The sequence below is a fragment of the Anaerococcoides asporogena genome, assembly GCF_029590275.1.
GTDB lineage: Bacteria > Bacillota > Clostridia > Clostridiales > Clostridiaceae > JG1575.
Genome location: NZ_CP120965.1, coordinates 2084498 through 2100813, shown reverse-complemented (window position 1 = coordinate 2100813; position 16316 = coordinate 2084498). Strand labels below are relative to the sequence as shown.

General features: G+C 48.5%; 11 protein-coding genes. 8 read left to right on the top strand and 3 right to left on the bottom strand.

Translation table 11 applies throughout. The features are described 5' to 3' along the window. Window positions 1–164 precede the first annotated feature (164 nt). The 6 genes from P6M73_RS09710 (at window position 165) to P6M73_RS09685 (ending at window position 9470) form a co-directional block, all read left to right on the top strand. Window positions 165–1298: a glucose-1-phosphate adenylyltransferase gene (locus P6M73_RS09710; protein WP_277852860.1), complete on the top strand. Its 1134-nt coding sequence runs from the start codon at window positions 165–167 to the stop codon at window positions 1296–1298. After that, window positions 1298–2443, top strand: coding sequence for a glucose-1-phosphate adenylyltransferase subunit GlgD (gene glgD / locus P6M73_RS09705; RefSeq protein WP_277852859.1), 1146 nt, complete (start codon window positions 1298–1300; stop codon window positions 2441–2443). The genes P6M73_RS09710 and glgD overlap by 1 nt, the downstream gene beginning before the upstream one ends. 15 nt (window positions 2444–2458) lie before the next feature. Then, a complete protein-coding gene (gene glgA, locus P6M73_RS09700) occupies window positions 2459–3892 on the top strand; it encodes a glycogen synthase GlgA (protein WP_277852858.1) in 1434 nt (477 codons plus the stop codon). Window positions 3893–3895: 3 nt separating this feature from the next. Continuing rightward, a complete protein-coding gene (locus P6M73_RS09695) occupies window positions 3896–6325 on the top strand; it encodes a glycogen/starch/alpha-glucan phosphorylase (RefSeq protein ID WP_277852857.1) in 2430 nt (809 codons plus the stop codon). A gap of 8 nt (window positions 6326–6333) precedes the next feature. Further along, complete coding sequence (locus tag P6M73_RS09690; RefSeq protein ID WP_277852856.1) at window positions 6334–8154, top strand: glycoside hydrolase family 13 protein; 1821 nt, start codon at window positions 6334–6336, stop codon at window positions 8152–8154. Between the two features lie 149 nt (window positions 8155–8303). After that, window positions 8304–9470, top strand: a complete 1167-nt coding sequence (locus P6M73_RS09685; protein ID WP_277852855.1) for an amidohydrolase — start codon at window positions 8304–8306, stop codon at window positions 9468–9470. A 420-nt stretch (window positions 9471–9890) separates the two neighbouring features. Here P6M73_RS09685 and P6M73_RS09680 read toward each other — a convergent pair whose 3' ends face one another. Further along, window positions 9891–11222, bottom strand: a complete 1332-nt coding sequence (locus P6M73_RS09680; protein WP_277852854.1) for a D-alanyl-D-alanine carboxypeptidase family protein — start codon at window positions 11220–11222, stop codon at window positions 9891–9893. A gap of 617 nt (window positions 11223–11839) precedes the next feature. On the opposite strand from P6M73_RS09680, the gene P6M73_RS09675 reads away from it, so the two are divergent. Continuing rightward, window positions 11840–12661: a ComEA family DNA-binding protein gene (locus P6M73_RS09675; protein WP_277852853.1), complete on the top strand. Its 822-nt coding sequence runs from the start codon at window positions 11840–11842 to the stop codon at window positions 12659–12661. 275 nt (window positions 12662–12936) lie between these two features. Beyond that, window positions 12937–13740: a patatin-like phospholipase family protein gene (locus P6M73_RS09670; protein ID WP_277852852.1), complete on the top strand. Its 804-nt coding sequence runs from the start codon at window positions 12937–12939 to the stop codon at window positions 13738–13740. A 269-nt stretch (window positions 13741–14009) separates the two neighbouring features. On the opposite strand, the gene P6M73_RS09665 is transcribed toward P6M73_RS09670, so the two are convergent. Beyond that, window positions 14010–14756, bottom strand: coding sequence for an NAD-dependent protein deacylase (locus P6M73_RS09665; RefSeq protein WP_277852851.1), 747 nt, complete (start codon window positions 14754–14756; stop codon window positions 14010–14012). Between the two features lie 88 nt (window positions 14757–14844). Next, window positions 14845–16308: a glutamate--tRNA ligase gene (gene gltX / locus P6M73_RS09660; RefSeq protein WP_489666442.1), complete on the bottom strand. Its 1464-nt coding sequence runs from the start codon at window positions 16306–16308 to the stop codon at window positions 14845–14847. Window positions 16309–16316 lie beyond the last annotated feature (8 nt).

Sequence of the window (16316 nt, the reverse complement as noted above, 5' to 3'; positions counted from 1 at the left end):
CAGATCAACATAAGAAAGAACTTACTCGTCTTTCCCTGCAAAGGAGCACAAAATACAGACAGAAAGGATACGCTACCGTACGGTCAGCTCCAGGATCGGAACTTAAGACCGGCACTGCCGGTAATTGCAGGAATCACAGGAAGGCAAGGTAGCAGGGAGTTAGCATGAAGGATATGATGCTCGCAATGATCCTGGCCGGTGGCCAGGGATCCAGACTGGGTCCTCTCACCAGGAACCTGGCCAAACCAGCCGTTCCATTTGGTGGAAAATACCGAATTATTGATTTTGTCCTGTCCAACTGTGCCAATTCTAAAATCCGCAAGGCCGCGGTCCTGACTCAGTACCAGCCGCTGATTCTGAATGAGCATATTGGAAACGGAAGCCCCTGGGACCTGAACGGAAGGGACGGCGGCGTATCCATTCTCCAGCCCTTTGCCTCAGCGACTGAGGAAAAATGGTTTAAGGGGACGGCTCATGCCATTTATCAGAACCTGCCCTACATCGAAGCCGTGGACGCGGAATATGTCCTGATTCTGTCCGGTGACCATGTCTATAAAATGAACTATGAAAAGATGCTGAATTTCCATAAGGAAAAGAAAGCCGCTTTGACCATTGCCGTCATTGAAGTGCCATGGGACGAAGCTTCCCGATTCGGCATCATGGCAACCGACGAGAATATGTTCATCACCGAGTTCGCGGAAAAGCCGAAGGAACCCAAGAGCAATCTGGCATCCATGGGCATCTACATCTTCAGTTTTGACGCGCTGAAGAAATATCTCACCATCAAGGACGAAAACGGCGATGGCATGATTGATTTCGGTCATGACGTGATTCCCCGTATGATCAAGGATCAGGAGGCGGTCGTGGCGTATCCCTTCAAGGGCTACTGGAAGGACGTTGGAACCATTGAATCGCTCTGGGAAGCTAATATGGATCTGATCGATCCAGACTCCGAGCTGAAAATTCAGGATCAGTCCTGGAGAATTTACTCGGTCAATCATACGATGCCGCCGCAGTATATCACCAGTGATGCCAAAGTGAGGGAATCACTGATCGTTGAAGGCTGCATTGTTCACGGCGAAGTCTGCCATTCTGTACTGTCCATGGGCGTCCGGATCGGCAAAGGATCCCTGGTCAAGGATTCCATCATTATGTCTAATACGGTCATCGGGGACAACTGTGTCATCAACAAGGCGATGATCGGTGAAAACTGCCGGATCGCCGACGGGCAGACCATAGGCGATGGTCAGACCATTCAGGTGGTTGCGGAATCCAGTGTCGTAGGAGGTGCAGAATAATGGCTAAAATTAACCGGGTCTTAGGCCTGATCAATCTGGTGGAACCTGATTTTCAGATGAAATCCCTGACGGCACATCGACCGGTGGCAGCCATTCCGTTTGGCGGGCGTTATCGAATCATCGACTTTGTGCTCTCCAACATGAGTGCTGCCGGCATTGACACCATCGGCATCTATCTGCAGGACAAGGAACGGTCCCTGATGGACCATATCCGCTCCGGCAGGCCCTGGGACATGGACCGCATGTCCGGAGGTATCTTCTATTTCTCGCTGCACTCCACGCCCGATCACAGCTATGATCTCAAGGGCGACATCATGAACTACTACAACAACATCGATATCATGGACAAGTCAAACTGCGAGTATGCAGTCATTGCCGGCTCCAACATGGTCATGAACATCGACCTGAAGGAAGTGGTGGACGCCCATGTCGAGTCCAAGGCTGACGTAACGGTGGTCTATAAGAATTACGACTCCTGCGATCCCTACTATAACAATGCCTATGTAGTAAATACCGATGACGATGGCAAAGTTCGTTCGTTCGGCATTAAGATTGTCAAGCGAGCCGGTCAGAATACGACGGAGATGACCAAGGTGTCCACGGAGATCTATGTTCTCAAAGTCAGCCTGCTCAAGGAACTGATTGAGGATGCCGTCTCCAGCGGCGGCTCTGTCTATATGCGGGAGGTTCTCCATGACGCGGCCCGGCTCTACAATTACCGCGGTCACGAATTCAAGGGCTTTATCGCCTTCATCTCATCCATCGGCAATTATTACAACTCCAATATGGATTTGCTTAATGAGAAGCACCTGATGGATCTGTTTTATGGCAGCACGAAGATCAATACGAAGATTCGGAACGAAAATCCTTCATACTACGGACCGGAATCAAACGTCACCAATTCTCTGATCGCGAATGGGTGCGAAATTGAAGGGGAAGTAGTGAACTCCATTCTGTTCCGTCGGGTCATTGTTGAAAAAGGGGCACGGATTGAAAACTCCATCATTATGCAAAACGGAACCATCAAAGCCGGTGCGAACCTGAAGAATTGCATTGCGGATAAAAATGTCATCGTGTCAGAAGGACAGATCATGTCCGGAACCGAAAAAAATCCGCTGGTTCTGGTCAAAGATTCAGTGATTTAAGGAAAGGGAAACACCATGAAAGTACTTTTCGTCACATCAGAATGTCATCCTTTCATAAAAACCGGAGGACTGGGCGATGTCGCCTGGTCCTTGCCCCGTGCGCTGAAAGAAGAAGGAATCGAAGTGGCGGTGATTCTGCCGAAATATACTCAGATCCCTTCCCGCTATCGGGATAAAATGAAGCATGTGGCCCACTTTACGGTGAATGTATCCTACCGCCAGCAGTACTGCGGGGTCGAAAGCTTAAAAATCGACGGGATTACTTACTATTTCATCGACAGCATGTATTATTTCGACCGGGAAGGCACTTACGGCTACATTGACGATGGCGAGCGGTTTTCCTTCTTTTCCCAGGCTGTCATCGAAGCAATGGAGAAGATCTCGTTTATTCCGGATGTCCTTCATTGCAATGACTGGCATACGGCTATCATTCCGCTCCTCCTCAAAGTCAAGTATTCCTGGATCGAAGCATATCAGGACATCAAGACCGTCCTGACGATCCACAACCTGAAATTTCAGGGGATTTTCCCTTTTGAAGCACTGGGTGACCTCCTGTCTGTAGGTGATTCTGTCATGGTCGATACCGGAGTGGAATACTATGGCAATGTCAATTACATGAAGGGCGGAATCAATTACGCGGACTGGGTGACAACCGTTTCTCCCACCTACGCCCGGGAGATCAAATACCCCTTCTATGGCGAGGGACTTCATGGACTGATGAGCCGGATCGATTCCAAACTGACCGGCATCCTTAACGGCATCGATACGAAAATCAATGATCCTTCAACGGATCAGTTTATTCCGTTCAATTATTCCCTGAAGGACCTCTCCGGCAAGAAACTGTGCAAACGGGCTCTGCAGGACGAACTGGGACTGCCGCAAAAAGAGGTTCCGCTCATCGGAATCATCTCCCGTTTGACAGACCAGAAAGGGTTTGATATTCTTGCTAAAGGTCTGGAAGAACTCCTGAATCAGGAACTCCAGATGGTGGTTGTCGGAACCGGAGAACGAAAGTATGAGGATATGTTCAACTACTTCGCATTTCAGTATCCCGAGAAGATCTCCAGTCAGATTAAATTTGATCTGGGGCTGGCTCAGCGCGTATACGCTGGATGTGATATGATTCTTGTGCCGTCCCAGTTTGAACCCTGCGGTCTGACTCAGATGATTGCCATGCGCTATGGGACGGTGCCGATTGTCCGGGAGACCGGCGGTCTGGCAGATACTGTCATCCCGTACAACCAATATACAAAAAAAGGTCTTGGCTTTACCTTCGCGAATTATGATGCCTTTGATCTGAAAGATGCCGTCTATCGGGCATTGTATGTTTACCAGGACCAAAATGCCTGGCAGGACATCGTGCGCGCGGATATGGCGGCGGATCACAGCTGGCTTCGGTCAGCCAGTGAATATGAGGCGATTTATCGCGATATCACAGGAATGGAGTAACGAATGATGCAATTAACGACACAACAGTTCAAAGATGACTTCAAGCGGACACTGTTGAGAAAATTCCCAGTGGAGCTGGAAGAGGCTTCAGATTATGAGCTGTTCCAGACCTTGGGATCCCTGGTCAAGGAGTACCAGGCAGAGAACTGGTCGAAAACACAGAAAAAGTACAAGCAATATAAAGAAAAGCAGGCCTACTATTTTTCCATCGAGTTTCTCCTGGGACGACTTTTGGGCAGCAACCTGCTTAACTTAGGTATCCGGGAAACCGCTAAGGCGGGACTGCGGGAACTGGGACTGGATCTGGAGAAGATCGAGGCCTATGAAGTGGACCCCGGCCTGGGCAATGGGGGATTGGGCCGACTGGCAGCCTGTTTTATGGATTCCATGGCATCCTCGGGAATTCCGGGATCCGGCATGGGAATCCGTTATAAATACGGACTGTTCCGGCAGAAGTTCGTGAATGGCTATCAGGTCGAGCTGCCTGAAAATTGGCTGCGGGACGGCAATGTCTGGGAATATCGGCGATCGGATGAAGCGCTGACCGTGAAATTCTACGGCGATGCCTGGATGGAACCTCAGGCGGACGGATCCCTCAAATGCCATCACAATGGTTATGAGGAAGTTCTGGCAGTACCCTATGATACGGCCATGATCGGATATGAGAATAAAACCGTAAATTCACTGCGGCTCTGGTCCGCGGAAGAACCCTATCTGGCCACCGGCTCGGTTTCGACCGATCTGACCGGTTTTCATTCCGGACTGGAACGCAAACGGAGCATTGAAGCAATATCCGAAGCCCTTTATCCGGATGATTCCAATTACGAAGGACGTCTGCTGCGGTTGAAACAGGAATATTTCTTTGTGTCAGCCGGTGTTCAGGATATCATCCGGCGATTTAAGGAATTGGGCGAACCCATTCATACCATCCATGAATTTGTGGCGATCCACATCAATGACACCCATCCGGCCCTGTGCATTCCTGAATTCATGAGAATTCTGCTGGATGAGGAGAAGCTGGAGTGGGAAGACGCCTGGGCAATTACCCAGAAAACCATGAGTTACACCAATCACACGATCATGTCCGAAGCATTGGAAAAGTGGCCGCTGGACATGATGAAGAATCTGCTTCCGCGGATCTATCTGGTTATTGAAGCCATTGATCAGAGAATGCGCCGCAAGATTTTGCAGAAGACAAAGGACCCGGTTCTGGTAGATTCCATGGCGGTAATCGGAAATGGACAGGTCCGGATGGCTCACATGGCCATTTTCGGTAGCCACTCCATTAACGGTGTCGCCAAGCTTCATACCGATATACTGACGAAGCAGGAATTGAAAGATTTTTATAAGCTGTATCCCTACAAGTTCAATAACAAGACAAATGGCATCGCGCACCGGCGCTGGCTGATGCTGGCCAACGAAGAGCTTTCCGAACTCCTCGATGATACCATTGGCACATCCTGGCGGCGCAACCCCTCCGATCTGAAATTGTTCAAGGAATACAAGCGCAATTCTCAAGTCCAGGAAGAAGTGGAGAAAATCAAGCACCACAACAAGGAACACCTGGCCCGCTTCATTTTGTCAGCCAACCAGATTCAGGTGGATCCGTCCTCCATTTTTGATGTCCATATTAAGCGGCTTCATGCCTACAAACGGCAGCTGCTCAATGCGATGCATATCCTGCACCTGTATCATGAGATCCTGGAGAATCCAAATTTCACCATGCAGCCCAGGACGTTTCTGTTTGCGGCCAAGGCAGCCCCGGGATATTTCTACGCCAAGCAGATCATTAAGTTCATCAACAGCCTGGCGAAGCAGATTAATCACGATCCGAGGGTGAAAGGCCTGATTAAAGTCGTCTTCCTGGAAAACTACGGCGTGACTCTGGCGGAAAAAATCATTCCGGCAACGGAAGTCTCCGAACAGATCTCCACAACCACGAAGGAAGCCTCGGGCACCTCCAACATGAAGTTCATGATGAACGGAGCTGTCACGCTGGCAACGCTGGACGGAGCCAACGTTGAAATTCTGCGGGAAGTAGGGGACCCCAACATCGTGATTTTCGGACTCAATGAGCACGAAGTCCTGGATTATTACCGCAATGGCGGCTATGTCGCCCGAGATATCTACAATTCCAATCCGAATGTCAAACGAGTGCTGGATTCCTTAACCAACGGGTTTATTCCCGGAATCCAGACGGAAGGCTGGGATATTTTCCGCTCCCTGGTGGATTACAACGATGAGTATTTCCTGCTGAAGGATTTCGATTCCTATGTCGAAGCCCAGGCTAAAATCAACAACCTTTATAAGGACCGGTTCGTCTGGAACAAGATGTCCATTGAAAACATCTCTTCCTCCGGCGCGTTTTCCGCGGACAATACGGTCCGTCAGTATGCGGTGGGAATCTGGGGAACCAGAAGCTATGAACGATAGGATAATATATGAGCAGTCTCCATGAGATTTATTTCAATTCACATGATCTAAACTGTAAAAATCCCTTCGGGGCAGTGACGCCGGATACCAGCATCGGATTTGAAATTCAGACCGGAGCGTTGAATCAGGTGACCTGCTACCTGAATTACTACCATGAAAAAGCGGGGGAGAAACAGGTACGAACGCTCCTCATGAACCGGGCGGGTGGCAGCCATACTGCCACCCTTGTTCCTGATGCTACCGGATTATGGTTCTACTGGTTTTCCGTCAGTATCCAGGGTCATACCACCTTTTTCGGCAACAGTCATGATGCTTTGGGCGGGCTGGCAGTCCCCTACGAGCAGGAGTTTCGCCTGCGGCCCTTTCAGATTACGGTTCATGAATATACCAGACCGGCTCCTGACTGGTATAAGAACGCCATTTTTTATCAGATATTCCCGGATCGATTTTTCAACGGCAATGACGATGGCCGCATCTCCAATCCAAAGCCGGGAAGCTTTTTGTATGCCAACTGGTACGACTCCCCCTGCTATGTGAAAAACACCAAAGGTGAAATCGAGCGCTGGGAGTTTTCCGGCGGAAATCTGGAAGGCATCAGAAAAAAGGTGGGATATCTCAAAGGCCTGGGAATCACGGGAATCTATCTGAATCCTATCTTTGAAGCCCGGTCGAACCATCGCTATGACACCGGAGACTATCATAAAATTGATCCGATGCTGGGCACCAATGAGATGTTTTCGGAACTGATGGAAGAACTGAATCGGGAAGGGATCAACGTGATCCTGGATGGAGTCTTCAACCACACGGGGGATGATTCCCGCTACTTCAACGCCAGAGGGACCTATGACACCACTGGGGCGTCTCAGAGCCTGAAATCTCCATATATTGACTGGTATAACTTCCGCCAGTACCCCTCGAGCTACGAATGCTGGTGGGGTGTTACAGACCTTCCCAATGTCAATGAAAGCAGTCCCAGTTATCAGCATTTCATTATGAATGATGAAAACGGGGTGGTGCCTTACTGGCTACGGATGGGGGTCAGGGGATGGCGGCTGGACGTAGCGGATGAACTGCCGGATTTCTTTATCCGGGGAATCAGACAGGCGATGGACCGGCTGGACAACAGTCATGAGCTGGTGCTGATCGGAGAAGTCTGGGAAGATGCCTCCAATAAAATTGCCTATTCCACTCGGCGGGAATATTTCCTGGGACATGAACTCCACGGCGTCATGAATTATCCGATGAAGGACTCCATCATACGGTATCTGAACGGGCAGATCCGGGCAGAGGATATTTACCGCATCCTCATGTCATTAAAAGAAAATTACCCCAGGGAAGCCTTCTATTCCAATTTAAACTCCCTGGGTACTCATGACACGCGCAGAATCCGGACCGAGTTCAACAGCAATGTGCTGCTGCGCCTGGCGGTGCATCTTTTGCTGACGCTGCCGGGTGTACCCTGCATCTACTACGGCGATGAAGCCGGCCTCCAGGGAGAACGGGATCCCCATAATCGAGCGACCTTCCCCTGGGGCCGGGAAGATCAGGAAGTCCTGGCGATGTATCAGGCTGCCATCAGACTCCGGCAGAGCGATCCAATATTCACCCATGGTGAATTTTATCCATTCTTCCAGGAACCGATCTTCGGTTATATACGAACCGATGGAACAACGCATCACCTTTTTGCCTGCAATCCGACTTCAGTTCAGCAGGAGATTCATCAAGAAGTTCCGCTTCTGGGAATCGTCCATCAGACCATTCCACCGTATGAATTTATCCATTTCATCTCCGAGGCGGGATCGAATCGAATCGACAGCTCAAAATCATAACAGATTTTGAGCTGTTCGTTTTTCATAACTATATTTTTGACAAGCGAACAGACTACAAGGCAAAGACGTTGTGATATAATTAAAACATCATAAACACAGCCTGTTTATAAACAAAACTTAAGAAAAACAAAAGGAATGGTGATTATTTGATGGAAATTCTTGACAAGGTAAAAGGAATTGAGGATTATATCATTTCATTCAGAAGAAAGCTTCATGAAAATCCTGAACTGAGCGGAAAAGAATTTGAAACTCAAAAGAGCATTATGGAAGAATTGGATCAGCTTGGAATTCCTTACCGCAAAGTTGGATCAGCTTCATTGATCGCAACCCTCAAGGGCGGAAAACCTGGCAAAACAGTTGCCCTGCGCGGTGACATTGATGCCCTTCCCATCATTGAAGAAGCAGATGTTGAGTTTAAATCCAAGAATCATGGAATCATGCATGCCTGCGGTCATGACGCTCATGGAGCAATGCTTTTGGGCGCAGCGAAAATCCTTTCAGAAATGAAGGATGAGATTCCCGGTGAAGTCCGCTTCTTCTTCCAGGAAGGGGAAGAAACCTTCAGCGGTGCCAAGAAGATTGTCGCAGAAGGCGGTATGGACGGGGTCGATGCTGCGTTCGCACTTCATGGCATGAGTGATCTGGATACCGGATATGCCAATATACAGGATGGATACCGCATGGCTGGCTGCGACACCATCTATATTAAATTCGAAGGAATCTCAGGGCATGGATCAACGCCCCACAATGCAAAGGATACGATCTATCCGGCCGCTCAGTTTGTCCTGGAGATGCAGGGAATTGTTACGAAGAACAATGATGCGCAAAATCCGCTCGTCATGTCCGTTGGCAAGTTTCATGGCGGCACAAAAGCCAATATTATTGCCAAATTTACCGAACTTGACATCACCCTGCGTTATTTCAATCCGAAATCAAGGGAAATAGCTCATGCAGCCATCAAGCGTCATGCCAAAGCGATTGCCGATGCCTGGGAATTGAAAGTCGATGTTAATATCGAAGAAAGCGCTCTGAGCCTTTACAATGACCCTTCAATTGCCGCCATTGCCCGCAAGTCCTACGAAAAAATCGCCGGACCGGATAAACAAAAGGATTTAAACCGTTATATGGGCTCTGAGGATGCACCGTACTACTTCCAGAAAGCACCTGGCGCATTTGCGTTCCTTGGGTTCAAGAACCCCGCCATCGATGCCATATACGCCCCACATCATGAACGCTTCAAGATTGATGAAGATTACATGAAGTACGGTACAGCCCTCCATGTTCAGTTTGCGCTGGATTTCCTGAATCAGGATTAATCTCTCTGCTTCAGCGAAACCGACAGGGCAACCCAGGATCCGGGATCTGCATGACAAAGCGCGACAGCCTTGAACAACATGACAACGGCTAAATCACAAAGGGATATCACAAAGGCAAATCACAAAGGGTATATCACATCGTAATTAAACCCACAAAAAGGAACTTCGGCTGAAGTTCCTTTTTGTGGGTTTTTCCAATGAAAGCTGATTTAGAAGATCAGATCCTGGTGTGACGCTTACTGGATTGCGGACGATCCAAAAAGCATTAGATCCATGAAGGGTTAGGTCCACGAAACAAGATCCATCAGATCCCAATAAACAGTACACCATAGAAAAGGATCCTTGAACCAGAAGAGTTTCCTGCAGGAATTGAAATCCCGGAGGAGAGCCGATCGATCGCATCAGAACGATCAGGAGAGATTAAAAGTTGGAGCGATTGATGACTCCCTGCCGTTTTCGTTCCTCTGCCAGTTTCTTTCGCTTTTCATCTCGGATCAGCTGTTCTTCTTCCAGCAGTTTGCGGGCAGTACGAAGTTGAGCCTGCTTTTTTCTGGAGCGTCTCATCAAGTTGAATGTTCGAATGGTAAGAACCAGTATGATTAGGAAGAATAAGACTACTCCTATTTGAAGAATCCAGCGAAGAATTTGATCGAGAAGGCTCTCCTGGGGAAGTGAATCCGTCGTCTCATCGGGGTTCACGGACCGGTTCGAGAGCAGATTGACAGATCCGATGACTTTGTTATAAACAACAACTTCGGCGCTGCCCATCAGTTGATTTTCTTTGATGTTTTCATCCTGGTACTCCGCTGGGATGAAGTTCAGGGAGAATTCCGGTGTAATTGTGCCATTCGGAATCAAATGGTAGACATCTGCTTCCGCTTTTAAATCCAGGATGTTTCCGTCTGACAACGGAAGATTGGAAATGATCGAATCTTTCTTGATCAGCTGGACTGCCTGAAAGTTCTGGAAACACCAGTCAAACAAGGTCTTCGAATTGACATAGCCTGCTTCGCTGGTTTGTGAATGCCCGAGAGCGACAATAAATTGACCTTGCTCGGTCTGTACAGTACCGACGTAGCTGTTGTCCAGCGGCTGGTCAAACGTGCCTTCCTTGGCAAAGCCTGAGACAAGCTGAGGAAGATGAAATTCGGAGTCGGGGTTGAACTGCTGATTCGTATTCTGAATGGTTCTCGGTTCGGGTACCATATTGCTGGGCACAAAGGAATAAGTGGTCTGCCGATTCAACTGTGTCAGCAGCGGATAGGCCAGCGAAGCACGCATAACTTTTCCCAGGTCTCGCGTCGTCGTATAGTCCGTTGTGACGGAAGCTGTCAAATAGGTAGTCACAGTTGTATCACTAAGGCTTAAATCAGTGATTTTCTGACGGATGGCTTCAATGAACTGACCGTCATTTTCAAAGATGGATGAAAGAGCCACTGCTGCATCCTGGGAATTCGCCAGGAGGATGGAGCTGAGCAGTTGTCTTACGGAAAGGCGCTCACCGGACTTCAAGCCGGCTGCACCGGAAGGTCCTGTAATTTTCGTGCTCATTTGTTGGGCCTCCTGTGAGACGAGCACAAAATCATCGGGATTCTTCTCGTCCAGGACAACCATGGCAATGAGCATCGGCAGCATCGCGTCCGTCGAGATCCGTTCCTCAGGCTGTTTGGCATAAAGTTCAGTTCCGGTCCGCGCATCCATGACAAATACAGAATTGGAAGTCACAGACGGTACAGCCGGGATTTGATCCAATCCATAGGCTGTTCTTGCAGAAAACGGCTGAAGCAAAAACAGAAATGCCAGAAGCATCAGAATGAATTTATGATAATAGTGATTCTTAATAGTAATGATAAGGCAGCACCTCCAAGATCCTCAGCGCTTTACTACCGCCGGTTGCGGCTGAGTGCGTCGCCTGCGAGGCATCTCTTAAAATTATAGCAAATCCCACCCCAAATAACTATTGAAACATCAGAAGGATTCACTCTTCCATTTCAAACTGGAATTCCTGAACGAACAGCTTGTGATCCTGTCTGGCGGGTTTGGGTAAGAAAGATGGTTTTTTAGTAGATTTGACCAGCCTGATCGGCAAAGCGATGTTTAAATCAAGAATGAATCCGGAAATATCATCAGAGAGATTTCGAATCCGTTGAGAAGGGCGGAATAAATGTTCAGGAAGAGCTGAACGGGAACGAAAGATCCGGTTTCCCATTCTCAGGGGTGGACCTATTCTTGAGAGCATTACGGAACCGATCAATAGGAAGGGGAGATTACTTAATAATTTTCCGACAGGAGCGGAGGAAATAGATGATATGCATGCAATGAGAGGTTGGAATAGGATCCCGGGAATGAGTCGGTGGGAGGGCAGTGCCATGTCGGAGATGTCAGAAGTGACGTCCGCTGACTTCCACAGGAACGGGGCAGGAATGCCAGATCGACCTCAGCGGGTCCACGGCAAGTTTAGAGACGCTGTAAGATGGGCAGTAATGTTATTCACCCTCCAGTGTTCGCGCAGAGCACAGAGGCGCAGGACTATTGTGGCATGGATGATGATACTGATGCTGGTATGTCTCTCAGGGTGCCGAATTGCCGGCGGGACTCAAGGAATTCGGGTTTCCACCAAAGTTGAGGATTTAGAATCGATCGCTGATTCATCCAAAATCAGCACTTCGATTTCAAAAACAGCCGAATCAGGGGAAACTCAAGGGGAAAGCTCTCGGAGTGCCCTGATTGTGTGTGAGGCAAAAGGTCAGGTTCAACAGCCGGGGGTTTATGATTTACCCGAAGGAAGCCGGGTTTCGGACCTGATTCGAATGGCTGGCGGAATTTCACATTCCGGGTCTTTGGATTGGGTCAATCAGGCCAGAAAGCTCAGTGACGGAGAGGTGGTATTCATCCCGCCGTCCGGTATCAAGAAAGAAGAGTATGAAGCGATGACCATTGGAGGAGCGAGCGCTTCCCCGGAAAGTACTTCCGCCGCTGGAGAAGAGAAGACGAGTCAGATCGACATTAATACAGCGACTGAAGATCAGTTGCAGACAGTTCCGGGAATTGGCCCGGTGACGGCGAAAAACATCGTGGATTACAGAACTCAGAACGGACCCTTCAAAACCCTGGAAGAATTAAAAAATGTAAATCGAATTGGGGATAAAACATACGATAAACTCAAGGATTATTTTATGGTTTCTCCATGAAGCCTGATCGGTAAATGCAGTTTATGCTGGAATGTATGAGACAAATGAAAGATCGATGGCACAAGGTGACAACTTATAAAGAAATGACGAATCAAAGGTCATAAAAATTTCATCATCGAATTTTTAATTAATTTAAAAAATATCGCCTTACTATCTAAACTGTTAATTAATAAGGGATATTAATGCCTCGTTTTATAAATCAGCTAATTCTTCCCATTCCAAATGGACGGAATCAGTGATAACATAATAACATCATGAGAAAGTGAGCTGATACAATGCGATTTGGTTTATATCTCAAAGGCGGCGGCGCAAAAGGCGCATTTCAGGCTGGAATCCTTTGTGCTTTCTGGCAAAGGGGTGTTCGGTATTCCGTCGTTGCAGGAACTTCCATCGGTGCCATCAATGGCTGGTATGTCATGCACAATGCCTATCCGGAGCTGGAACGGCTGTATAAGAATATGGCTCCCCAGTATCAGGATTTGACTTTTTCCGGAAAAGTGATCGATAACTCCTACCTGATGGAGGATCTCAGGAAAGTCCCTGGTACCCAAAATCATCAAATTGAGGCCTTTTACGTCAACTACAGTCAGGTGAAGGACGGCAAGCTAAAGGAAATAACGGAGGATATCAAGGGAGCTGACTCTTCCTATGCTCTCGAACGAATTCGCTGGAGTTCCTTATTGCCCTACAATTACCCGGAGATGTCTGTGGATGAGTTCCGACGCCATGCCGGCGAAACGGACCTGAGTCTCAAATTCAAAGAGGATTTGGGAAACCACATTTATGATGGTTTTCAACTCGATGGGGGAATGACAAATAATGCCCTCATTCGCAATGTGTTCCATCATTCCGGAGAACGCGTCATCATCATTGGGTATAACGGCAGCCGCGATGAGTATCTGGAATGCCTCAAGGCACTTCCGGTGTCCGAGCGGGAACGGATCATCTATATTTCAGCTGATGAACCGTTTGGTGTATCCGATACTTATAACTTTGATCCGAAATTCTTATCCCAGCGCTTTCAGGAAGGATACGAAAAAGGCATCAATTATCCCCTGGTCAAATTAATCAGCGCGTAGCAATTATTAATAGTAAGACAACGAGAATCCCCTGCCGCGGCAGGGGATTCTCGTTGTCTTACGGGGGAGAGTGCCTCCGAGTATTTATGTTTTACAAAGTTTTGGAACTCATGAATTAATTTTGAAATCAAAACTGAAAATCAAACTGAAATTCACGAGACATTTCGCAAAAAACTAATCTGGGAATTAGGCAGGGACGCAATCCTGGAAATTGATCGGGACACCTGTCAGAAAATGAGCTTTGTAAAAGGCCAGGAAATTTCATCGATTTATTCGGAGAAGAAATCTGGAAAAAGCTCACGAAGCGTCTTCCCAATTTCACCATTGATCTCGGTAACACCAGGGCTCAGTGCGTAAGGGGTAGGATCCCGATTGATGATGACGACCGGGAGCTTTTTCTCCAGGAAGAGGGTCGGAAGGGAGGCTGCCGGGTAGACCCGCAGGGAAGTTCCAAGCACCAGGAGGAGATCACATTGATCAGCGGTCATCCAGGCATCACCAATTCGGGGGACACTTTCATCAAACAGAACCACATCGGGACGAATAAGCCCTCCGCATTCACAATGGGGCGACTGCCCCGGGGTCATCATTTGTATCGGATCATAAGGCGTTTCACATTTGTCACAGTAATACCGCTTCAGTGTTCCATGCAGTTCTATTACCCGTTCCGATCCGGCCTCTAAATGAAGTGAATCGATGTTCTGAGTAATGATTGCATGGACTTTGCCGGTGGCTTCCAGATGAGCCAGCAGACGATAGGACTCATCCGGAAGGATTCCGGTATAGTTTAGTCTGGTTCTGAGGTAATCGTAAAAAAGTTCCGTCTGATTGAGATAAAAATCATGGGACAGAATGGTTTCCGGGTTGTAGCCAAAGAAATTCTGGCTGTATAAGCCGTTTTTTGACCGGAAATCGGGAATTCCTGCTTCGGTGGACAGGCCAGCACCTGACATGACCAGGATGCGCTGGGCAGAGTCCAGCTTCATGCGAGCTGTTCGGATCATTTTATCTTCCATTTGAGCACCGCCTTTCGAGGTAGTCATTTTATTATATTCCGACAGGAAGGAAACAAAAAGGTCATCAAGTGATGACCTTTTCGATGGATTATACGGAGAGAATGGCCTCCTCCAGAAGCTTGATGCCGATGTTCAAGCGCCGGAGAGATTCCTCACGGCCCAAAATATCCGCGATTTCGAACGCTCCGCCGGGCGTATACTGCATTCCGGAGAGTGCGGTTCGAACCGGCCAGAGCATCTGTCCATTCTTAATGCCCATCTCCTGAGCCAGCCCCATCAGTGCGTCATGAATTCTCTGGTAGTCCCACTCTGGAAGTAATTCCAGAACGGGCAGAGCTTTCTGAAGGGAGGTCAGTGCAATTTCGGGAGTGGTTTTCATTTTTTTATGGACGTGCATGGCGGTATCGTAAACGGGGAGTTCTTTCAGGAACTCAATTTGTCCGGGAATTTCCGACAGAACTTCTGTCCGTTCGTGCAGCACGGCTGCGATTTTTCGAGTGTCCAGCTCAGTTCCCGCTGTAACTTGTTCGATCCAGGGGAGAACGACAGCATGGAATGTTTCTGCATCCATCGCCTTGAGATACTGCTGATTCATCCAGCGCAGCTTGGCGTTGTCGAAGATGGCGGGGGATTTGTTGATTTTATGATAGTCAAATACACGGATCAGATCCTCCAGCGAGAAAATCTCATCGTTTGTACCGGGATTCCATCCCAGCAGCGCAATATAGTTGAGAACCGCTTCCGGCAGATAGCCTTTGTCTAAAAGATCCTGGAAGGAGGCGTCGCCGCTTCGCTTTGACAGCTTGTTCTGAGCATCTTTCATAATGGGCGGGCAGTGGACATAGATCGGAATGTCCCAGCCAAAGGCCTCATAAAGGCGATTGTACTTGGGGGCGGAGGAAAGGTACTCGGATCCGCGCACGACATGACTGATCTCCATCAGGTGATCATCGACGACGTTGGCAAAGTTATAGGTCGGCAGACCGTCACTTTTCAGAAGAACCATGTCTTCCAGTTCCTGATTGTCGACCGTGATTTTGCCATAAATGGCATCCTCAAACACCGTTTCGCCCTCGGTCGGGTTGTTCTGGCGGATGACATACGGCATGCCGGAAGCCAGCTTTTCGGCGATTTCCTCCTTAGTCAGGTGGAGACAGTGCTTATCATACTTGAAGGGCCGCTTTAAGGCTTCGGAGTGGGCCCGAAGCGTATCCAGACGTTCCTTGTCGCAGAAGCAGTAATAGGCCTCTCCCTTTTCCACGAGCTCTTCGGCATATTTCTTATAGATTGGGCGACGTTCAGACTGGATGTACGGGCCATAGCCCTTGTCTTTATCCGGACCTTCATCATAATGCAGACCCGACTTTTCCAGCGAATTCAAGACGACATCGACAGAGCCTTCCACGAAGCGCTCCTGATCCGTGTCTTCGATTCTGAGAATAAAGTCGCCGCCTTCGTGCTTGGCGATCAGGTACTCATATAAGGCGGTTCTCAGGTTTCCGATATGCATGTATCCAGTGGGACTGGGGGCAAACCGTGTTCTGATTTTCATATTTCCAA